19 protein-coding genes and 1 tRNA gene are annotated in these 20,578 nt (G+C 69.4%); 14 read left to right on the forward strand and 6 right to left on the reverse strand.

Annotation, left to right across the window (positions count from 1 at the left end):
* The first annotated feature begins 7 nt into the window (after positions 1–7).
* The 5 genes from ACFWHT_RS12145 to ACFWHT_RS12165 all read left to right on the forward strand — a co-directional run bounded on the left by ACFWHT_RS12145 (position 8) and on the right by ACFWHT_RS12165 (position 3,000).
* Positions 8–98 (forward strand) — tRNA-Ser (locus ACFWHT_RS12145).
* Between the two features lie 148 nt (positions 99–246).
* Positions 247–1,476, forward strand: a complete 1,230-nt coding sequence (locus tag ACFWHT_RS12150) for a Fic family protein (RefSeq protein WP_378828829.1) — start codon at positions 247–249, stop codon at positions 1,474–1,476.
* 139 nt (positions 1,477–1,615) lie between these two features.
* The gene (locus tag ACFWHT_RS12155) at positions 1,616–1,837 is read left to right on the forward strand and encodes a hypothetical protein (RefSeq protein ID WP_378828831.1); all 222 of its coding nucleotides are present in this window, start codon (positions 1,616–1,618) and stop codon (positions 1,835–1,837) included.
* A 179-nt stretch (positions 1,838–2,016) separates the two neighbouring features.
* Entirely contained in the window at positions 2,017–2,508 is a 492-nt protein-coding gene (locus ACFWHT_RS12160) for a DUF4383 domain-containing protein (RefSeq protein WP_378828833.1), read from the forward strand.
* Between the two features lie 33 nt (positions 2,509–2,541).
* Positions 2,542–3,000 carry a DUF1772 domain-containing protein gene (locus tag ACFWHT_RS12165; protein ID WP_378828836.1) on the forward strand — a complete coding sequence of 153 codons (459 nt, stop codon included), beginning with the start codon at positions 2,542–2,544 and terminating at the stop codon, positions 2,998–3,000.
* Between the two features lie 51 nt (positions 3,001–3,051).
* Here the strand turns inward: ACFWHT_RS12165 and ACFWHT_RS12170 are convergent, their stop codons facing one another.
* On the reverse strand, positions 3,052–3,294 hold the full coding sequence (locus tag ACFWHT_RS12170) for a hypothetical protein (RefSeq protein ID WP_378828838.1): 243 nt from the start codon (positions 3,292–3,294) through the stop codon (positions 3,052–3,054).
* Positions 3,295–3,389: 95 nt separating this feature from the next.
* The gene (locus tag ACFWHT_RS12175; protein ID WP_378828840.1) at positions 3,390–4,601 is read right to left on the reverse strand and encodes an ROK family protein; all 1,212 of its coding nucleotides are present in this window, start codon (positions 4,599–4,601) and stop codon (positions 3,390–3,392) included.
* Positions 4,602–4,736: 135 nt separating this feature from the next.
* On the opposite strand from ACFWHT_RS12175, the gene ACFWHT_RS12180 reads away from it, so the two are divergent.
* The 7 genes from ACFWHT_RS12180 (at position 4,737) to ACFWHT_RS12210 (ending at position 14,545) form a co-directional block, all read left to right on the forward strand.
* Positions 4,737–6,032: an ABC transporter substrate-binding protein gene (locus ACFWHT_RS12180; RefSeq protein WP_378828842.1), complete on the forward strand. Its 1,296-nt coding sequence runs from the start codon at positions 4,737–4,739 to the stop codon at positions 6,030–6,032.
* Positions 6,032–7,000, forward strand: a complete 969-nt coding sequence (locus ACFWHT_RS12185; RefSeq protein ID WP_378828844.1) for a carbohydrate ABC transporter permease — start codon at positions 6,032–6,034, stop codon at positions 6,998–7,000. The genes ACFWHT_RS12180 and ACFWHT_RS12185 overlap by 1 nt, the downstream gene beginning before the upstream one ends.
* Positions 6,997–7,887 (forward strand): carbohydrate ABC transporter permease, encoded by an 891-nt coding sequence (locus tag ACFWHT_RS12190; RefSeq protein WP_378828846.1) that lies wholly within the window; start codon positions 6,997–6,999, stop codon positions 7,885–7,887. The genes ACFWHT_RS12185 and ACFWHT_RS12190 overlap by 4 nt, the downstream gene beginning before the upstream one ends.
* A gap of 32 nt (positions 7,888–7,919) precedes the next feature.
* Entirely contained in the window at positions 7,920–8,906 is a 987-nt protein-coding gene (locus tag ACFWHT_RS12195) for a Gfo/Idh/MocA family protein (RefSeq protein ID WP_378828850.1), read from the forward strand.
* Positions 8,903–9,928, forward strand: coding sequence for a Gfo/Idh/MocA family protein (locus ACFWHT_RS12200; RefSeq protein ID WP_378828852.1), 1,026 nt, complete (start codon positions 8,903–8,905; stop codon positions 9,926–9,928). Before ACFWHT_RS12195 ends, ACFWHT_RS12200 begins: the two co-directional genes overlap by 4 nt.
* 80 nt (positions 9,929–10,008) lie before the next feature.
* Positions 10,009–13,713, forward strand: coding sequence for a carbohydrate-binding protein (locus ACFWHT_RS12205; RefSeq protein WP_378828857.1), 3,705 nt, complete (start codon positions 10,009–10,011; stop codon positions 13,711–13,713).
* Between the two features lie 124 nt (positions 13,714–13,837).
* Positions 13,838–14,545, forward strand: a complete 708-nt coding sequence (locus ACFWHT_RS12210; RefSeq protein WP_378828859.1) for an aspartate/glutamate racemase family protein — start codon at positions 13,838–13,840, stop codon at positions 14,543–14,545.
* Between the two features lie 40 nt (positions 14,546–14,585).
* Here ACFWHT_RS12210 and ACFWHT_RS12215 read toward each other — a convergent pair whose 3' ends face one another.
* The 3 genes from ACFWHT_RS12215 to ACFWHT_RS12225 form a co-directional block, all read right to left on the reverse strand.
* The gene (locus tag ACFWHT_RS12215; RefSeq protein WP_378828862.1) at positions 14,586–15,614 is read right to left on the reverse strand and encodes an SDR family NAD(P)-dependent oxidoreductase; all 1,029 of its coding nucleotides are present in this window, start codon (positions 15,612–15,614) and stop codon (positions 14,586–14,588) included.
* 65 nt (positions 15,615–15,679) lie between these two features.
* A complete protein-coding gene (locus ACFWHT_RS12220; RefSeq protein ID WP_378828864.1) occupies positions 15,680–17,149 on the reverse strand; it encodes a phytoene desaturase family protein in 1,470 nt (489 codons plus the stop codon).
* Positions 17,146–17,673, reverse strand: coding sequence for an SRPBCC family protein (locus ACFWHT_RS12225; protein WP_378828866.1), 528 nt, complete (start codon positions 17,671–17,673; stop codon positions 17,146–17,148). The genes ACFWHT_RS12220 and ACFWHT_RS12225 overlap by 4 nt, the downstream gene beginning before the upstream one ends.
* 149 nt (positions 17,674–17,822) lie before the next feature.
* Here ACFWHT_RS12225 and ACFWHT_RS12230 point away from each other — a divergent pair, with 149 nt between their 5' ends.
* Entirely contained in the window at positions 17,823–18,839 is a 1,017-nt protein-coding gene (locus ACFWHT_RS12230) for a hypothetical protein (RefSeq protein ID WP_378828868.1), read from the forward strand.
* A gap of 25 nt (positions 18,840–18,864) precedes the next feature.
* On the opposite strand, the gene ACFWHT_RS12235 is transcribed toward ACFWHT_RS12230, so the two are convergent.
* Entirely contained in the window at positions 18,865–19,626 is a 762-nt protein-coding gene (locus ACFWHT_RS12235; RefSeq protein ID WP_378828870.1) for an SDR family oxidoreductase, read from the reverse strand.
* Between the two features lie 86 nt (positions 19,627–19,712).
* Between ACFWHT_RS12235 and ACFWHT_RS12240 the strand changes: the two genes are divergently transcribed.
* On the forward strand, positions 19,713–20,573 hold the full coding sequence (locus ACFWHT_RS12240; RefSeq protein ID WP_378828872.1) for a helix-turn-helix transcriptional regulator: 861 nt from the start codon (positions 19,713–19,715) through the stop codon (positions 20,571–20,573).
* The last annotated feature ends 5 nt before the right edge of the window (positions 20,574–20,578 follow it).

A 20,578-nucleotide genomic window follows, 5' to 3' on the forward strand; every position in this document is an offset into this window, starting at 1 on the left:
GGACGACGGTGACGTGTCCGAGCGGCCGAAGGTGCAACTCTCGAAAAGTTGTGTAGGGTAACCCCCTACCGTGGGTTCAAATCCCACCGTCACCGCCATGGAAACCCCCGAGTGATCGGGGGTTTCTTCGTTTCTGCGGAACGCCCGGTGCAGTTCTCGTGCAGGCCCGCACCGGTCAAGCTGGAGTACTCGGCAGATATTCCAACTTACTCGGTTATTCTTGAACAACGCATGCCATAATCAAGCATGGACGAATCGGAGTACGCAGGGCTTCCGTGGCCTGCCCACGACGTCGAAGCGTTGCCCTGGCGTCAGCAGGTGCGCGGAGGGGTCCGCGAAGACCGGACGTTCACCGTCGTCCACGCGACGATTCCTCCGATGATCGCGAACAGGGACTACCTCCCCCCGATGACGACGATCGTCGCATCCGAGGACGCCCTGCTCGCCGTCGCGCAAGCGGATACGGATGCCGAGGGGCATTCGGCTGCGATGAGCCGGTTCATGATGCGCACCGAATCGGTCGCCTCGTCCAAGATCGAGCGGGTCACGGCCGATGCCGTCGACTATGCCAAGGCCCTGGCCGGCAACCGCTCGAACAGCTCAGCGACGAGCATGGTGGCGGCCAGTACGGCGCTGCACGAGCTCGTCACAGTGACCGGAGAACGGGGGCGATTCGAGCTGGGCGACGTCCTCGCCGCGCACGACGCGCTGACGAAGGACGACCCACAAGAGGCGTCGTACGCCGGTCGCCTGCGCGACATGCAGAACTGGATCGGCGGAAGCGACTACTCACCGCGGGACGCCCTGCATGTGCCGCCCGCGCCTGAGCGCGTCCCCGCACTGATGGACGATCTGCTGACCTACCTGAATCGCGATGACGTGCCCGTCCTGACGCAGGCGGCGATCGGGCACGCCCAGTTCGAGTCGATCCACGCCTTCACCGACGGCAACGGTCGTATCGGCCGTGCCTTGGTCTCGGCGGTGTTCCGCCGGCGAGGTGTGACCCGGAACGCGGTCGTTCCCCTGGCCAGTGGCCTGCTCGCCGAACGTGAGGGCTACTTCGCAGCTCTCGGGGCGTACCGCCGGGGGAACCCGGCTCGGCTGATCGACCTGTTCGCACGCTCCGCTCGAGCGGCAGCGACATGCTCGCGCCTGTCCATCGCTCGTATCAAGGCGCTCCCCGAGGAGTGGATGGCCGAGATCCAGCCCCGCTCAGGCTCCGCGGCCGCGGCCCTCATCCCCGCGTTCTACGACCATCCGGTGATGACGGCCGCAGAGATCGAACAGCACTCAGGAGCATCCACGCAGGCGGCTTACACCGCGATCGATCGGCTGGTCGGCGCCGGCTTCATCCGCGAGATCACGGGGCGCAAGCGCGACCGGGTCTGGGTCGCATCTGAACTTCTGGCCGAGCTCGACGATCTCGACAGGCGCATCCAGGCCGCCGTGACGGAGGGGTTGCCGACTCGCGTCTGAACTCGCGGGGCAACGTCTGGCTCATGTCCACGAAGGGCCGCCGCAGCGGCCCGACGGCCGGATGCTGCCCGCACGGCATCAGGCTGGCCGCGCCGTCAAGGGGGTTGGCGCTGCGGCGCTGCGGACGGATCATCGGCCCATGACCGAGGACAGAGAACAGGACGCGATGCGCGACAGCGGCGATGAAAGCGACGCGGTCGAGCAGATGGCTGAGGAGGTGCGCAGCGAGATCCGGCACGGTCAGGTGGAGGACGACGTGAGCCAGGTCCTGCAGGAGCGGCTCGACGAGGCCGGTGTCGACCTGCGGCCGGAGGTGATCGACGACCTCGCTGAGGATATCGAGAACGACGTCTCGACGTGAGGGCACCGCCTCGCCAATACGGAACACCCAGCGGCGGGTGGCTGCACATCCGGTTCACCGGAATGCTGTCAACCCCCTCGCGGAAGCGCGCGACATGTCGCCAGGCTTGTGCTCAAGCGGGGCGAGTGGCTCCGCGCCGTCAGAGGATCAATCGGACGGAATCGATGAGAGAGGTCGTCATGCAGAGCAACGCAAACGCCCGCGCTGATGTGCGGTATGCCGAGACACCCGTGCAGAAGGTCGCGCTCGTCTACGGCATCGTGTTCCTCCTGGTCGGAATCGCGGGGTTCATTCCTGGACTCACCACGAACATCGAAATGGTCGAGTTCGCCGGTCACACGTCCGAGGCCATGCTGCTCGGAATCTTCCAGGTCTCCGTACTGCACAACATCGTGCACCTCCTCTTCGGCGTCGCCGGCCTTGTGCTCGCGCGGAGGTTCGCCTGGTCGAAGAACTACCTGATCTGGGGTGGCGTGATCTATGCGCTGCTGCTGGTGTACGGACTGTTCCTTCACGGCGATCACGCGGCGAACTTCGTGCCGCTGAACGCCGCAGACAACTGGCTGCATGGTGCACTCGCCGTCACGATGATTCTTCTGGGCGTGCTGCTCGGGCGTCGGCATCCGAGCGTCGCCGGAGATGGTCGTCCGGCCGCCGGGACAACTCGCTGAGCGCCTGCGCCGGAGGTGTCGTAGATTGCACGGGTGACCCTCTCCGACATCCTCGCCGCCATCGGTCTCGTCCTCCTCGCGCTCGGGGGAGGGACGTTCTGGTCGTTCTCGACCGGGGTGATGCCGGGCCTGGGCCGCACGGACGACGCGACGTTCGTCTCCGCGATGAGATCGATCAACCGCGCCGTGGTGAACCCCCTGTTCCTCCTGCCGATCTTCGCGCCCCCTGTGGCGCTCGTGTGGGCCGGCGTGATGGACCTCGACGATCCCCGTGGATGGATGCTGGCCGCCGCGGGCGTCGTGTTCTTCGTCGGAGCGGTGATCGTGACGATCGGAGGGAGCGTCCCGCTGAACAACGCGCTGGAGAGTTCCTCTTCAGCGGCGACCGCGTCGCGCGCCTCCTTCGAGCGCCGCTGGAACGTGCTGAACGGCGTTCGTTCGGCTTCGTCTGTGATCGCGATCGCCCTGGCGTCGCTCGGACTCGTGCTCTGACCGGCGGCGCGTCCGTGCCGCGCGTCCGCCGCGCGACACGGACGCCGCGCATCAGCCGCCGGAGGGGTTGTCCAGCGGCCTGCCCTGATCGTCGGTCGTCTTCGGCAGCGGGTCGTCGCCGCCGTGCTCACCGGTCGGGTCGGGACGCGGATCCGGCTCGGCCGGCTCGCCGTCGGTGGTCGGCATGTCCTGGTCCTGGAACTGCCCGTCCGGGAGCGCCTCGTTCGCCGGCTGGGGGTCGGCCTGGGAACGGTCGTCGCGCCCTGTGCTGTCGTGTCCGTCGTTTCCTGTCATGCGGCGAGTCCACACGACACGAGCGGTCTGCGGCAGGCAGGTGACGAGGGCCCCTCGCGCGCGTATGATGACCCGCCGTCACCCCGGGCCGGCCTTCAGCCGGGCGCGCCCGCCCGGAACGCCATGCCGGATCCGTCGGCGCGAGGGAGCGTCTCGCCACCCAGCAGCACGTCGTAGAGCCTCTGAAGCACCGAGGTCACCGCGAGCCCCACGGCACCGGTGACGGATGCCCGCTCCTGCAAGGACGAGAGTACGAGCGGCGGAGCCTCCCGCACGATGCACAGGGCGTCCACGTGCCGCCGCAGCGGCTCGAGGAACACGTCGCCGGCCCGCGTGTTCCCGCCGCCGACGACGACGACGTCGGGGTCGACGGTGAGCACGAGCGCCGCGATCCCCGTGGCGATCGCCTCCGCGAACGCGTCGACCGCCGCGACCGCCGCGGGGTGTCCGTCGCGAGCACCCTCGAACACCTGCGCGCGCTCGAGAAGCCGGCCGTCATCGACCTGCACGCCGCGCAGGTGCTGCTGGGCCGACTCCCAGCCGAGCTGCGGCAGGGCGCCGATCTCGCCGGCGGCACCACGAGTGCCGCGGAAGACCTCGCCGTTGAGGATCAGACCGGATCCGGTGCGCTCTCCGGAATGCACGTAGACGAGCCCGTGCGACTCGGTCGCGCTGCCCTTCCATGCCTCGGCAAGGGCGGCGAGGTTCGAGTCGTTGTCGACGGAGGTCAGGCAGTCGAAGTGCGCGGAGAAAGCGGCGCGGATGTCGAACCCGTCCCAGCCGTGGGAGCCGCGCACGACGATCCCGTCCTCGACGACGGCCGGGAAGGCGACGCCGATGGACCACACGTCCTCGCGTCGCCGCCCGAGGGCGCCCAGCAGCTCGCCGGTGCGCTCGACCGCGAAAGCGATGAGCGTGCCGGGATCGGAGGCGGCGTCGGCCGCCGCGACCCCGTCGGTGAGCGGTGCGCCGTTCAGATCGGCGATCACGACCCGCGTGGTGTGCTGCCCGATGTCCACTCCGACGACGACCGCCGCCTCGGCACGGAAACGGTAGCGGCTCGCGGGTCGTCCCGCACCGGTCGGGGCGAGCGGATCCTCGGCTGTGACCCAGCCGAGATCGAGCAGGTGAGTCACCACGGAGTCGCTCGCGGTCTTCGACAGTCCTGTCGCTCGCGCGATCGCGGGGATGGTGAGGGCTTCGTGCCGGATGACATCGATGACCGACAGGGCGTTGAGTCGTCGCAGCCGTGAGGGGTCACTGGGCCCGCGGAGAAGGCGACTTCCCTGTCTCAGCAGAACGTTCATGTCTCGACCCTAGATCACGCTTCCATTTACTCACAAAGTGTGTTTATTATTAGCTCACGCGGCGATGCACCTCGACCCGACGTCCGGACGCCCGTCGCGAACCCATGATCCGTTCAACGAAAGAACAGGAACGCAATGCGATCACGCAACAGAGTCGTCGCTCTCGCAACCTCTGCACTGCTGCTCGGAGCCCTGACCGCCTGCGGCACCAACCTGCAGGCCGACAAGGGCGATGATGCGGCATCCCTCGTCTACTGGGGGAAGTGGGCCGAGGGCACGCCACAGGCGACCCTTTTCGAGAGCATCATCGCCGACTACAAGAAGGAGACCGGCGTCGAGGTCGAGGTGCAGTGGCTCGGTGACGGCGAGGAGGAACAGGTCAAGAACGCCATCGCCACGGGCGAGGGGCCGGACTTCTACGACACGGCGATCGACCACACCGCGCAGTTCCGCGCCGCCGGCGCACTCGGAGACATGGCGCCCTTCTTCGACGCCGAGATCCCCGGCGAGGACAAGACCATCGGCGACGTGATCCCCGAGAGCGTCATCGGCGCCATCAGCGACGATGAGGGTCCGGGCTTCGTGCCTCACTCCGTCTTCTCCGTGGGTCTCTGGTTCGACGCCGCGGCCCAGCCCGAGCTCGATTCCGCCCCGCCGAAGACCTTCGCGGACTTCCTCAGCGCGGCGCAGAAGATCAAGGCCTCCAGCGGGCACCAGCCCATCGCGCTGGACGGCACGATCAACTCGTACAACGCCTTCTGGACGTACCAGCTGCTGCTGTCCACCGCCGGTCCGGGCGTCATCCTCGACCTGGCCGACGACCCGGACGCCTGGCAGGACCCTGCCGTTCGCGAGGGACTCGACGCGCTCCAGCAGCTCGTCGATGCCGACCTCTTCCAGCCCGACTACATGGCCACGAAGTTCCCCGACGCGCAGAACGCCTGGGCGGGCGGCGAGCACGCGTTCAACCTCAACGGCACCTGGCTCGCGAGTGAGACCGCACCCGTGCGCGCCGACGGCATCCAGCCGCGCATCATGGCGCTGCCCCCGGTGACCGCGACCGAAGACCAGGTCGTCACGATCGGCGCCCTGGGCTGGGGCGTCAACCCCGACTCGAAGAACCAGGACGAGGTCGCCGAGTTCCTCGGCTTCGCGATGCAGAAGAAGTACATCGACCGCATCGCGACGGATGCCGACAACATCCCGTCTCGCATCGACTCCCCGGCGCCCGAGGCGCTCGCGACCATCCAGCAGCAGATCGCCGACGCCACCTCGTCCAGTCTGGACTTCGACGGGATCGCGACGGTGAACCCGGAATGGTGGAACGACGTCTTCCTGCCGTTGAACGACAAGCTCATCGGCGGATCGCTCACGGTCGACCAGTTCGTCGCCGAAGGCGCTGACCAGACGCGCACACTCGCGGGCGAGTAGTGGTCACGCTCGAACAGGACCTGGGGACGGTGCCGGTCGCGACCGGCGCGGTCCCCAGGTCCGACCGCGGAGGAGCGCTCGCGGTCGCCCGCCGCCGCCTGTACCTCCCGTTCCTGCTGCCGGCGCTGGTCAGCTACCTGGTGCTGTTCATCCTGCCGTCGTTGTTCGGTGTCGCCCTGAGCCTGGGCAGCTGGTCGGGGCTCGGCACCGAGTTCCGGTGGGTCGGCATCGCGAACTACGTCGAACTGCTGCGCAGCCGCGTCTTCCTCGGCTCGTTCACCAACACCCTCCTGCTGACCATCGTGGTCGGGCTGGTGATCTTCCTCATCGCCTGCGCCAGCATGATCGTGCTCCGTGAGATGCGCGGCAGCGCCCTCATCCGCTCCGCCGTCTTCATCCCGTTCATGATCTCGCCGATCGCCGTGGGCCTGGCGGTGTCGTTCCTGTTCAACCCCAAGGGCCTGGTCAACGGCGTGCTGTCGCTGATCGGCGCGGACGGACTGCGCCAGCCCTGGCTCGGGCCGGACCTGGTCTTCTCCGTCATCCAGGTCGGCCTCGTCTGGAGCATCGCCGGCTTCTACGTCGTGCTGCTGATGTCGGCGGTGGACGCCATCCCGCCCAGTCTCTACGAGGCCGCGCGCCTGGAGGGGGCGACCCTGTTCCAGCAGTTCCGCCACATCACCTTTCCGCTCACCCGCGACATGATGGCCGTCGCCGCCACGCTGTGGGTCATCGCCGGGATTAAGACGTTCGAGATCATCCTCGCCTTCACCGGCACCGCCGGCACGCCGCCGCTCGAAGCGCGCACACTGGCCGTCGAGCAGTACCTGCGTGTCACCGGAGGACGAGCGGGAGGACTGTCGCAGCTCGGTGACGCTGCTGCGATCGGCGTCGTGATGACCGTCATCACCGTCGTGCTGATCCTGTTCAGCCGGCGGATCTCGCGCCGCGAAGGAGTGGAACTGTGACCGCGTCGACGATGACCCGGACGACCGCCGGCGCTCTGGGCGCACTCGCCGCCTTCGTCATCCGTCTGAGCCTGTGGGGCTGGGTGGCGTTCAATGTCGCGATGGTCGTCTGGATCATCCTGAACTCCCTCAAGACCTCGCGCGACATCTTCGCCAACCCCGTCGGTCTGCCGTCGGAATGGATGTGGGAGAACTTCGTCACCGCGTGGTCGGTCTCCGGTCTCGGCGACGCGGTCGTCAACACCGTCGTGCTGGTGACCGCCTCGGTGCTGCTGATCATGGTGCTGAGCATTCCGGCCGCCTACGCGCTGGCCCGCCTCGGCGGGCGTTCGAGCGGACCTGTCACCACCTTCTTCGCCATCGGGATGAGCATCCCGATGCAGGCCTTCATGGTGCCGATGGTGCTGATCAGCGTCGGCCTGTCGCGGTTCATGATCGAGTGGATCACGGGCGCCTGGGATGCGCGGATCACCGTCGCCATCTTCTACGTGGTGCTCAGCCTTCCGTTCAGCATCTTCGTACTGATCGGCTACTTCCGCTCACTGCCCGCCGAGCTGGAGGAGGCCGCCGCTCTCGACGGCGCGAGCCCGCTGCGCACCTTCCTGACGATCATGGTGCCGCTGGCCAAGCCCGGGGTCACCACGATCGCCGTGCTGAACGTCCTCACCCTGTGGAACGAGACCATGATCGTGCTTCTCCTGGTGCCCGACCAGAAGAAGCAGACGCTCAACGTCGCGCTCCTGAATTTCTACTCGAACATGCAGTACACCTCCAACTGGGGAGGGCTGTTCGCCGGCGTCGTCATCGTCGTGCTGCCGATGATCGCGCTCTACCTCTGGTTCGGCCGTCGCATCGTGAGCGGCATGACGCAGGGGATCGGCAAATGAGCTCCCGACCCGTGAACCCGAAAGGCTCCCGTATGACTCGCACCGTCGGACTCATCGGCGCGGGCGGCATCGCCAACGCCCACCTGCCCGCGTGGCTCGATCTCGGATTCGACGTCGTCGTGTTCTCGCTCGCCGACGACGCGGAGCCGCTCGTGGCCAGGTACGGGGGCGGGCGTGTCGTGTCGACGCTGGACGAGCTCTTCGCCGTCGCCGACATCGTCGACATCTGCACCCCCACGCACACCCACCATCCGCTCGCGCTGCAGGCGCTGGAGTACGGGCTGCCGACGATCAGCGAGAAGCCGCTCGCGCGCACGCTCGTCGAGGCGGAGGAACTGGTCGCGAAGTTCGAGCAGGCGCACGTTCCCCTGTTCGCGGCGCACGTCGTGCGCTACTTCGCCGAGTACGCAGAGCTGCATCGCTCGATCGAAGCGGGCGACATCGGCAAGGTCGGAGTGCAGAGGCACACCCGTCAGGGTCGCAGCCCGCAGAGCGGGTGGTACAGCGACGCGCCCCTCTCCGGAGGTGTGCTGCTCGACCTGATGATCCATGACATCGACGTGGCACGCTGGGTCGCAGGCGATGTCGTCCGCGTCTTCGCGCGCACGCGTGCCGTCGGCGCGAGCCAGACCACTCACGCGCTGCTCACGCACGCCTCCGGAGCGATCTCGGCGCTCACCGCGACATGGACGACCGCGCCCATCGAGTTCCGCACCGTGTTCGACGTGGCGGGTTCCGCGGGCCTGCTGTCGGCCGACTCCGACGTGCGCCGTCCGTTCGTCGCCACGACCGCACCCGTCGATGAGGCCGACACTCTGCTCCCGCGCTTCGACCCGCTCACCAGTCCGTATCGCGCCGAGCTGGCCGACTTCGTCGCATCCGTCGACAGTGGCCGACCCCCGCGCGTGAGCGCGCGCGACGGGCTGGAGGCGATGCGTCTCGCTGACGCCATCGCACGCTCCGCCGATACGGGGAACGTCATCGAGCTCGCCCAGGACCCACAGGAGGTCGCCGCATGAAGATCGCCGTTCTCTCCCTCGCCCATCCGCATGCGCAGAGCTACATCGCCGCGCTCCAGAGGATGCCCGACATCGAGCTCGCGGTCAGCGACCCGGGCCACGCCACGCGTCCCGTCGGCGAATCCGGGGGACCCGCGCTCGCGCGCGAGCTGGGCGGCACGCACTACCTCGCGTCCTACGACGAGATCTGGCGGTGGGGTCCGGATGCCGTGATCGTCTGCGCCGAGAACATCGAGCACCGCGCGCTCGCAGAGCGGGCGGCGGCCGAGGGCGTGCACATCCTGTGCGAGAAGCCTCTCGCCACCACGCCGGAAGACGCGTCAGCCATGGTCGCCGCCGCCGACGCCGCCGGCGTGGTGCTGATGGTGGCCTATCCCGTGCGATTCTCACCGGCTTACGAAGAGCTGCGCGAGTCGGTGCGCAAGGGCTCGCTCGGCGAGATCGTCGCCATCAGCGCCACCAACTGCGGCGGCGTCCCCGTGGGCACGCGCAGCTGGTTCATCGATCCGGCGCTCAGCGGCGGCGGCGCGCTCACCGATCACGTGGTGCACGCCGCCGACCTGATCGGCGACCTGCTGGGCGAGGAACCGGTCGAGGTGTATGCGACCACGACGGCCATCCCCAACGGCGGCAGTCGCGCCGTGGAGACCGGCGGGCTCGTGTCGCTGCGCTACGAGGGCGGCGTGATCGCCTCGATCGACTGCTCGTGGTCGCGCACCAACGGCGCCCCCGACGTCGGCGATCTCGTCACCCTCAGTGTCGTCGGGACCGAGGGCTTCGCCGAGATCGCCCCGTTCGCCGACATCCTCACCGGATGGAGCGCCCGACGCGGGTCGCTCGCGCACAGCTACGTACCGCCCATGGATGACCTCCTGCTGCGCGAGTTCCTGCTCGCCGTACGCGAGGGGGTCGCCCGGCAACCCGACGGTCGCACCGGTCGCGCCCACGTCGAGCTCGTCGCGGGCGCCTACGAATCGACTCGTCTCGGCACCCCGATACCGCTGAGGCCCGCGCTGCACTGATCCCACCGCGATGTGCCGGGGCCGAGCCCGGCACATCGCATCCCCATATCCGTCACCGACGCCACACCCTGGAGAGAGCAATGACGCTCAGTCGCCCCGTTTCCGTCTGCACCGCCGCGGTCGTCGCCGTCGCGCTGCTCATCCCCGCTCCGGCATCCGCGGCATCCGCGGATCCCGCGCCGCCGGAGCGCACCACCGTGCACTTCTCCGACCCGCACCAGGTGCTGCACGGCAACCCCTACACGGGCACTGCCTTCGACATCAACTCGCCCAAGCCCGAGGGGGAGCGCGGCTACACCTTCGCGACCGACCCGGCCATCACGGCGTTCATCGACGGGTCGCAGAAGATCCCCGACGACGCCGACATCGTGCGCCTGCAGATCGCCTGGGCGGACTTCGAGCCCGAGAACGACGTCTTCCGCTGGGATCGTCTCGATGCGTTCATGGACCGCATCACCGAGCAGCACAAGACCGTCGAGTTCCAGCTGCTCATGTCGGAGGCCCCCGACATCGAGAACGACCCCAATGTGTTCGCGTACGAGTACCCGCCGCGCTGGCTGTTCGACGACGCCGGCGCGTCGTACCGCCTCGCATCGTACAACGATCACTACACCGCCAAGCAGCCGCTCTACTACGACCCGATCTACCTCACCGAGCTGCGCGAGGCCGTCGAGGCGTTCGGCGCACGCTACGACGAGAACCCCGGGATGGCGTGGGTGGACCTGCGCGCCTTCGCGCTGTTCGGCGAGTGGAGCGGCTGGAACGACGCGCTGTCGTTCCCGTGGCCCGACAGCGCCACGCGGCTGTCGACGCTGCGCAGCATCATCGACATCTACAAGGACGCCTTCACCGAGACGATGGTCATGATGCCCAACGCGGGTGCCGACGTGGTCGCCGCCGATCCGGATGCCGACACGCAGGCCAAGCGCCATCATGCCTTCGCGTTCGACTACGGGGCCGAGAACGAGGACTGGGGGTTCCGCTCCGACACCGTCAACAGCGCGTTCGCCTGGATGAACTACAGCACGAAGAGTCAGAGCACCTGGAACAACCGCCTGCTTCGGCGCGACCACATCCAGGTCTCCGAGGGGTCGAGCTGGAACAGCAGCATCATGGCGAACAACCCGCGACTCGTGGTCAAGAACGCGCTGGAGGGGTACCGCACCAACCTGCAGGGCATCAACAACACCAGCTTCGCGGACTGGGATGAGATGAAGAGCGTCTACGGCGAATGGTTCACGACCCTCGCCCGCTACTCCGGATACCGCTTCACGATGCCCAGCGCCACCTATCCGACCGAGATCGCGCCGGGTGAGGACTTCACCCTCAGCCAGATCTGGACCAACGGCGGAGTGGGCTTCAGCCCCAGGAACTACCCGCTGCGGGTCTCGCTGCTCGACGCCGACGGAGACGCCGTGTGGAGCGGCACCGATGACACGCTGACGCAGCGCCGCTGGTTCAAGGGCGAGCAGCACACCGTGCAGTCGACATTCCACGCCCCCGCATCGCTCGAGCCGGGCACCTATCGGCTCGCCATGGCGATGGTCGACGAGAACGGCGATCCGCGCATCGAGCTGGCCATGCCGGACGGCGACGGCAAGGTGTACCCGATCGGCGAGATCACCGTGGTCGCCGGTGCCGGGGCGGTCGCCCCGCCGGCAGTGGCCGAGCAGTTCCGGGTCGAGGGCGAGGACTATACGGCGGCATCGGGTGCGTACGGCGTCGAGGCACCCCCGGAGGGCGGATTCGGCGCGGTCTACTTCGACGAGGCGGGGGAATGGGCCGAGTACTCCACGGTCGACGTGCCCGTCGACGGCAGGTACACGCTCGAGCTGCGGGTATCGAGCGAAGCGGGCAATCATCTCGCCTTCGAGATCGACGGCGAGCCGGCGCTGCCTGCGATCGTCACGCCGGACACCGGTGGCTACAACACGTATCGCACGATCGAGCGCCAGGTGGATCTCGCCGCCGGGCGACACAGCATCCCCCTCACGCGCACCGACGGTCGCTGGCTGTTCCTGAACTGGATGCGCTTCACGCTCGCCACCCCCGACGACCTCCTGATCCAGGCGGAGGACGCCAGCTCCCAGGAGGGCACCTGGCTGAAGGCCGAGGACGCCATCACCGACGACGGCACCCCCGGTGTCTCTGTGATCGACGCCGGGGACTGGCTGCAGTACGACGGCATCGAGATCGCCGAGACGGGCGATTACCTGCTGCGGATGCGTTATTCCACCGTGAACGCGGATCCGCTCGCCTTCCGCGTGCTCGTCGACGGAGTGGAGGCGACCGGGGATCTGCAGCTGGGCGACACGGGCGGCATCGGCGCTGTGCGGACCGAGGACTTCGTGCTGCCCCTGACCGCGGGCACCCATTCGGTGCGCATCGTATGGACGCAGGCGAACTCCAGCATCGTCTGGAACTGGATGAAACTGAGCCGTCAGGGTGATTTCCGCGCCAGCATCGAGGCGGAGGACTACACGATGCAGTGGAACCTCGCCAAGGAGTGGGAGTGGAACGGCGCCGACACGGGTGTGGTCACCACGGAGCGCGCCATCGACGGCGAGACGCACACGGTCATCGATGACATCGACGTGGAGGACTACCTGCGCTACGAGAACATCTTCGTCCCGCACTCGGGTGCGTACCGCTTCGCGTTCACCGCGGCGGCCGATGGTCCGCAGACCCTGCGCCTGGAGATCGACGGAGACCCGACGACCGTGCTGCTGCCGGACACCGACGGCGAGTTCGCCGAGACCGGTACCTGGGTGACGCTCCCCGCGGGCGTGCACGACGTGCGGCTGGTCGCCGCGAGCACGGGTCTGCGGCTCGACCGGTTCACGATCACCGCGGGCACGGCACCGGTCAAGGCGCTCATCGCCTCCGGTCCCTCGACGCTCGACGTCGGCGAGACCGGCGCGACGGCGGTCGAGGCGGTCGGGGCGGACGGGAGTCGCAGGCCCGTCACCGACGGCGTGCGCTACTCCTCGTCCGATCCGACGATCGCCACCGTCGGCGAGAACGGCGAGGTGACCGCCGTTCGATGGGGCACCGCGCGGATCACGGCGACTCTGGACGGGCGTTCGGGCGAGTACGCGGTGAGCGTGTCGGATCCGGGCGTGCAGCTTACCCACGTGAACGACGACGACCCGGGGATGGTGTACTCCGGTGAATGGGGAGTGGAGTCCAACCGCCCCTTCGGGGACTACGAGGACGACATCCACTACTCCACCACCGCCGGCGACTCGGTGACATACTCCTTCACCGGGACGGGCATCGCCTACCTCACCGAGAAGTACGTCGACATGGGACCGGTCGAGATCTACCTCGACGACGAACTCGCGGCGACGGTCGAGCCGCTCGCGTCGACGCGTTCGGCGCAGCAGATGGTGTTCCGGATCGACGGGCTGGAGATGAGAGCGCACACCCTGCGCGTGGTCAACCTCACCTCGTACTCCGAGTCGCGCAGGATCGCGATCATGGACGCGGTGATCGTCGAGTCTCCCGTCGTCTGGCCCGCCGGCAGCGCGCTCGAGGTCACCAAGACCGCGGCGAAGAAGGCGGATCTCCGGTGGAGCCCGGCTGCCGCCGCAGCATCGATCGTGGGTTATGCGATCTTCGCAGACGGCGTGGAGCTCGCCCGCGTCCGCGCCGGTGCGCGCATGACGACGGTGACCGGCCTCGACAAGGGCACGACGTACACCTTCACGGTGCAGGCGATCCGGGCCGACGGCACATTGACCGCCGACGGCCCGTCCGCTCAGGGGCGCACGAAGGGCAGGTGATCCTCGCGACGGCCGACGGGCCCGGGCCGTCGCCGCCGCGGCGGTCCGGGCACCTGGCAGCCCCGCCGCGTATCCTGCTGAACACCGTGGATGCCGAGTGCCTTCACGTGCGAGGGAGGATGCGATGAAGACCATCGGGGTGCTGGGCGGCATGAGCTGGGAGTCGTCGCTCGAGTGGTATCGGCTCGCGAACCGGCGCGTGCAGGAGAGACGGGGCGGGCACCGGTCGGCGCGCATCCTCCTCGACTCCCTCGACTTCGCCGAGATCGAGGCGCTTCAGGCGGCCGATGACTGGGATGCGGCCGGCACCCTGCTCGCGGATCACGCCGTCCGCCTGGAGAGGGCGGGGGCGGAGCTGATCGTGCTCTGCACCAACACCATGCATCTGGTCGCCGACCGGATCGAGCACGCCATCGGCATCCCGTTCCTGCACATCGCCGAGACGACGGCCGAGGCGGTGACCCGCGCCGGCGTGCGCAGGGTGGGTCTGCTCGGCACAGCCTTCACGATGGAGCGCCCCTTCTACCGCGAGCGCCTGGAGGCGCACGGGATCGAGGTGCTCGTTCCCGGGGCCGAGGACCGCGCCGGCGTGCACACGGTGATCTACGACGAGCTCGTGCACGGCATCGTCAACGGCGAGTCGCGGGCCTTCTACCGCGAGGTGATCGAGCGTCTCGTCGCCCAGGGGGCTGAAGGGATCATCCTCGGATGCACGGAGATCGAGCTGCTGATCTCGGCAGGCGACGTCCCGGTGCCCGTCTTTCCCACGACCGCGCTGCACGTCGACGCGGCGCTCGCCGCCGCGGGCGTGGCGGGACGTGCGGGGGGCTGACCTGCGACCACGGCGCCACGCGCCCGGACATCGCCGCGCCTCACGTGCGTCGGTTCGCCTCCCGCATCCGCCGGCTGAGCAGCAGGCCGCCGGCCGCCGCCGCGATCGCGCCGATCGCGAGGCGCAGGCCGGGTGACCGCCAGCCGCCGGTGACGGCACCTGCCGCTCGCGGCGCGGTGATGACCGTCCCGGGATCGGCAGCGGGACCCCGACCGTGAAGCTCCACATGGTCCATCAACCACGCCGCCACGGCGTCGTACACCGGTGGCGCAAGGTCGTGCACGGGACGCACCGCGGTCTGAATGCGGCCCACGGGTATGGCGAAGCGATGGCTCCGCGGCGCTCGCAGGATCGCGCGCGCGACGCGCTGAGGAGACGTCACAGGCGGCAGGGGTCGCACACGTCTGCCCGTGAAGTTGGCCGCGTTCCGGTAGATCGGGGTATCGATCGTGCTCGGCAGGACCAGGCGCACGCGGATGCCGCTGCCCCGCAGCTCGGCCCGCAGGCACTCGGCGAATCCGCGCAGACCGAACTTGCTCGTGGCATACGGGGATATCGCCGGCGACCCGACCTGCGCGTACAGCGATCCGATGAGGACGAGCGTGCCGTGGCCCTGAGGGCGAAAGTGGCGAAGGGCGGCACGCGCGCCGTGCACCTGGCCCATGAGGTCGGTCTCGACGACCTGCCGGAAGACCTCCGACGGAAGATCCTCGAAGGCGCCGTAGGCGAACACGCCCGCGTTGCCCACCCACACGTCGATTCCGCCGAACTCCGCGACGGCCGCTGCGGCAAGAGCGTCGACGGACCGCTCGTCGGAGACGTCCGTGGGCACGACGAGCACCTCGGCGCCCGCGGCACGGCACTCGCGGGCAACCGTCTCGAGCGCGGGGCGGCTTCGCGAGGCGAGCACCAGCCGTGATCCTCTGCGTGCGAACCGGCGGGCTGTCTCCCGTCCGATCCCGCTGGACGCGCCGGTCACGACCACGACGGGCGGGCCCGCGCGCCTGGTGTCACCGGTATGGTCGGCCTGACGGGTGCGACCGCCGGACGCGTCGCGTCGAGTGCCCATGCAGGCGACGGTACGACGCGGAGAGCATCGGATCTGCCCCCTTGACAGCGCGTCGGCTCGCCGGTTCAGGGATGCGGTGACAGGTCGGGCAGCGTCCGGGTGCCAAAGTCGTTGCGCAGGGCGCTCAGGGCGCCGAACCAGCCCGGCATGCCCGTCACGCCCGGGCCGGGAGCGGTCGAGGCCGACACCAGGTAGACGCCGGGGATGGGCGTGCGCCAGGGGTCGGGGCTGAGCACGGGGCGGCTGATCAGCTGCCACAGGTCGGGTGCTCCGGCTGCGATGTCGCCGCCGGGGTAGTTGGGGTTGTGCTGCTCGACCTCTCGTGCGCTGCGCGAGCTGACCCCGAGGATGGTGTCACGGAACCCGGGCGCGAAGCGCTCGATCTGGTCGATCACCGCCTCGCGCCGGTCGGCGGTGCTTCGCGCCGGCACGTGCGTGTACGTCCACAGCGTGTGCTTCCCGGCGGGCGCGCGGGTCTCGTCGAACAGCGACGGCTGCGAGACGAGCACGTAGGGCCGCTCGGGAAGCCGACCGCGGTGCACCTGGTTCTCGGCATCCGCTACCTCCGCACGCGTGCCCCCGACGTGCACGGTGCCGGCGCGGCGTAGCTCGGGGTGGGCCCACGGCACGGGCTCGCTGATCGCGAAGTCGACCTTCGCCACGCCGTCGCCGTACCGGAACCGCTGCAGTGCGCGTCGGTAGCGCGCCGGCATCGCGGTGCCTGCGAGACGGATGAAGGCGTCCGGTGTGACATCGAGGAGCGTGACGGTCGCGCGGGGAAGGGCATCCAGCCGGGTGACTTCATGGTCGAGGACGATCTCGCCGCCGTGCGCCAGCAGGTCCCGCACCATCTCGTCGATGATCGCCTGGCTGCCGCCGACGGGGATCGGCCACCCGCGGGCGTGCGCGTAGGCGGTGAGGGACAGGCCGGCACCAGCCCCGGCGATACTCGGCTGCGGAAGGATCGTGTGCGCGGCGACGCCGGTGAGCATCGCTGGCGCCTCCTCCCCGCGGAAGCGCGCGTTCCAGGCGATGGTGCCCTGCTCCAGCGACCTCAGCCCGAACCCGACGGCGAGGACCGGGTGAGGGGGGATGCGCAGCAGGGATGCCCCGGTGAACTCCGCCACCTGCGTCGATCGATCGACGAGCGGGCGCATCAGCTGCTCGTAGGCGGGGCCGTCGACGCCGAGCTCGTCCCGCGTACGGGCGAGGTCGCGGTAGGCGACTCCCGCCCTGCCCCCGTCGAGCGGATGCGCGAACGACACCTCGGGGATCGCGAACTCGACGCGGTCTCGAAGCCCGAACTCGCGGAAGAAGCGCGACTCCAGCGCCATCGGGTGCACGGCCGAGCAGACGTCGTGCAGGAAGCCCGGCAGTGTCAGCTCCCGCGTGGATGCTCCGCCGCCCGACTGATCGGCTCGTTCGTACACGCGCACCCGCAGTCCTGCCCGCGCGAGGGTCACGGCGGCGGCGAGCCCGTTGGGGCCGGCGCCGACGACAACGGCGTCCAGGTCTGCGCTTCGGCGCGGCGTCACGACAGCGGGGCCTTCGCGTCGTCCGACGGATGCCCGTCTTCGCCGGTGCCGTCCATCTCGCGCTCCGCGGTGGTGTCCTGCGCGCGGACGGCGGGTCGTCCCTCGGCGAGGTAGGCCAGGCGATGCAGAGTCTCGGCGTTGCGCCAGCGGAGCAGTGCGTCCATGATGATGCGCGGGACCAGGAGCGCGGGGCCCGCGCTCGCCTCCTCCTGGATGCGCACGACGCATCCGTCGCCGCGTCGCTTCACGTCGATCGTGACGCGCGCCTCGCCCACGGGCCAGCCGCGGGCGCGCATGACCATCGAGCGCCCCGGGATCAGCTGCTCCACGACGGTCCTGTCGTTGATCAGCATCGGCCAGACGCCGAACGAATGGTGCAGCTCGGCGCCGTCCGCAGGCCACCGGTGATCGACCTGCCGCATGCGCGAGGCGCCCACCACCCACGACGGATACAGCCAGCCGTCACCCAGCACCTCGAAGACCGCTTCGGGTGTACAGCGCATCATCCTCACATTGCGGGACATTCGCTCTCCTCGGTGCTCGGCGCATCATGACATCGTCAGACTAGACAACGTCGGCTGTTCAGCGGACCCGGTTGCGCGCTCACCGTCGATGTGGCACGGCGGCGCGCCATAGGCTGAGCAGCGGAACCTGCGATGGGGGTGGCTGGAGGATGCGGGAGACGGCCGAGGTGCCGGGAGCCGGTGCGCCGCTGCGTGCGCGGTCCTGGCGACCCTGGAGCAGTGCCTGGCTCTGGGGCGTGGTGCTGCTGGGGATCGCGCTGCCGTGGTACCTGTCGGAGGCCGGCCTGGATCTGCTGCCGTACCTGCTGACGCTCGTCGGCGGCTGGGCGCTCGGTCTGTCGTTGGTCAACCTGACCTTGCGGCTCGGTCCGCGTCTCGGTCTGGCGGTGCACGTGAGTGCCGCCGTGGCGTTCGGCGTGGTCCTGACCTGGGCGACCTCCGGCGGCGGGGCCGCGACAGAGGCGCTCCCCGATCGGGCGCGCGCAGCGCTCTTCCTGCTCCAGATGGCGGCCATCCCGGCCGCCGGATGGGTCTGGCTGGCCCTGATCGGGCGGGCGTCCGAGGCGGTGCGGCGACCCGCGCGGCCGAAGCGGGTTCCCGAATGGACCCGTGAGGGCGACGGCTCGGTGGTGAGGTTCCCCGCCGTGCGCATGCCCCTCCGCCACCTGCGCATCGCGGTCGTCGTGATCGTCGCCGTGCTCGGCGGCGTGCTCCTGACCCTGCTGATCGCCTTCGACGCCTATGTGGTCGGCCCGAAGATGACCATCATCCTCGCGGGCGCCGTGCTCGGCCTGCCCGCGTACTTCGCCCTCACGGCCTTCTACCGCCGCGGGACGATCGACGCATTCGTCCGGTTCGACGGCGGGCGGATGCTGGTCGCCTCGGGCGACGAGAGGTACGACCTGTCGCTCGCCGACGTCACTCTGCTGCGCTGGCGCACCGACAGCGAGGAAGCGCACGTCGAGGTGCGCACCGCTGAGGTGCAGATCTCCCTGATCGCGGGACTGGCGCGCACCGGCAAGGATGCTGCGGCCGCGCTGCCGCCCCTGCCGCGGCACGTGCTCCGCAAGCTCGAGCTCGCCGGCCTCACCGCCGAGCAGGGCAGGGCGAAGGGCATGACGACCTGGCGCCGGGACGCCGGGCGGCCCGGAGCTGCGGGAGCGTAGCCGCGCCCGGACCTCCGCGACGTCTTCAGGCCATCCCGCCGTTCGCGCGCAGGATCTGTCCGTTCACCCAGTGGCCGGCCGAGCTGGTGATGAAGGCCACGACCTCCGCGATGTCCGCGGGAGTGCCGAGGCGCTCCAGCGGCGGCGTCTTGGCGAGTGCGTCGATCTGCTCGGGTGTCTTGCCGTCGAGGAAAAGGTCGGTCGCGGTCGGGCCCGGGGCGACGGTGTTGACCGTGATGTCGCGACCGCGCAGTTCTCGGGCGAGGATCATCGTGATGCCCTCCACAGCGGCCTTGCTGGCGACGTAGGCGCCGTAGCCGGGGAACTGCGTCGCCACCACGGTCGTGGAGAACCCGACGAAGGACCCGCCGTCGCGCAGCCGCCGCGCCGCCTGCTGGGCGACGACGAAAGTGCCGCGGATGTTCGTGCGATGCAGCCGGTCGAGCGCGCTGAGATCGAGGTCGGCGATCGGCGACAGCGTCATGCGGCCGGCCGCATTGACGACCACGTCGACGCCTCCGAACTCGTCGGCGGCACGATCGAAGACGGCGGCGACCGCCTGCTCGTCCGCCACATCGGCCTGCACGGCGATCGCGGAGCCACCGGCGGCCGTGATCGACTCGACGGCGCCCTCGGCGGCGGCGACGTCACCGGCGTAGTTCACGACGACGTCGAGTCCGCCGGATGCGAGCTTCTCGGAGACGGCGCGGCCGATGCCCCTCGAGCCGCCCGTCACGATGGCGACCCGGCGGGCCCCGGATGCTGCGTTCATGTGCGTGCTTGTCATGTCCACCATGCTGACCTCGCCGGGCGAGCTCATCCAGGGGATGTCATCCCCTGGGCCGGCAGCCCCTGCAGGAGCAGACTGATGGCATGAGCTTCGAGAGGTATCGCGAACTGGGCGTCTTCCTGCGATCGCGTCGCGCCCGCATCCGTCCCGAGGACGTCGGGTTCGTCCCGGGGCCGCGCCGCCGGGTGTCGGGACTGCGCCGCGAGGAGGTCGCGCAGCTGGCGGGTGCCTCCGTCGACTACTACAACGAGCTCGAGCGTGGAGCGGGCTCGCAGCCTTCGGAGCAGATGCTGGTGGCGCTCGCCCGCGCGCTGCGCCTGAGTCGGGACGAGCGGGACTACCTGTTCCGGCTCGCCGACCGCCCGGTGCCCGCCGAATCGGGTCCCGCCGCCCACGTGCATCCGGGGATGCTCGATCTGCTCAGCCGGCTGCCGTCGACGCCCGCCCAGGTGATCACCGACCTGCACGTCACGCTCGTGCAGAACCCGCTCGCCGTCGCGCTGCTGGGCGATCAGTCGGGTCTGCGGGGAGAGCGCGCCAGCTTCATCCGCCGCTGGTTCACCGAGGAGGACGCCAGGCGCATGTACCCCGAGGCCGACCACGCGGCGCAGTCGCGCAGCCTCACCGCCGATCTGCGCGCCGCGGCGGCGGCCCGCGGCGATCACGACCGCGAGGCGGCGACGATCATCGAGGAGCTGCTGGACGCCTCGGCGGAGTTCGCGACCCTCTGGACGCAGCATGACGTCGCGTTCCGCCGCGACGACCGCAAGCGCCTGATCCACCCGGTGCTCGGCACGATCGAGGTCAACTGCCTGAACCTGTTCAGCGAGGACGGCCGTCAGCGTCTGCTGTGGTTCACGCCGGCCCTCGGCACGGACAGCGCCGACGCGCTCGACATGCTCTCGGTGATCGGCGCGCAGGATCTCGTCGGAGGACCGGCCTGAGAAGC

Origin of the sequence: Microbacterium sp. NPDC058342, from assembly GCF_042723935.1 — a bacterium.
GTDB lineage: Bacteria > Actinomycetota > Actinomycetes > Actinomycetales > Microbacteriaceae > Microbacterium.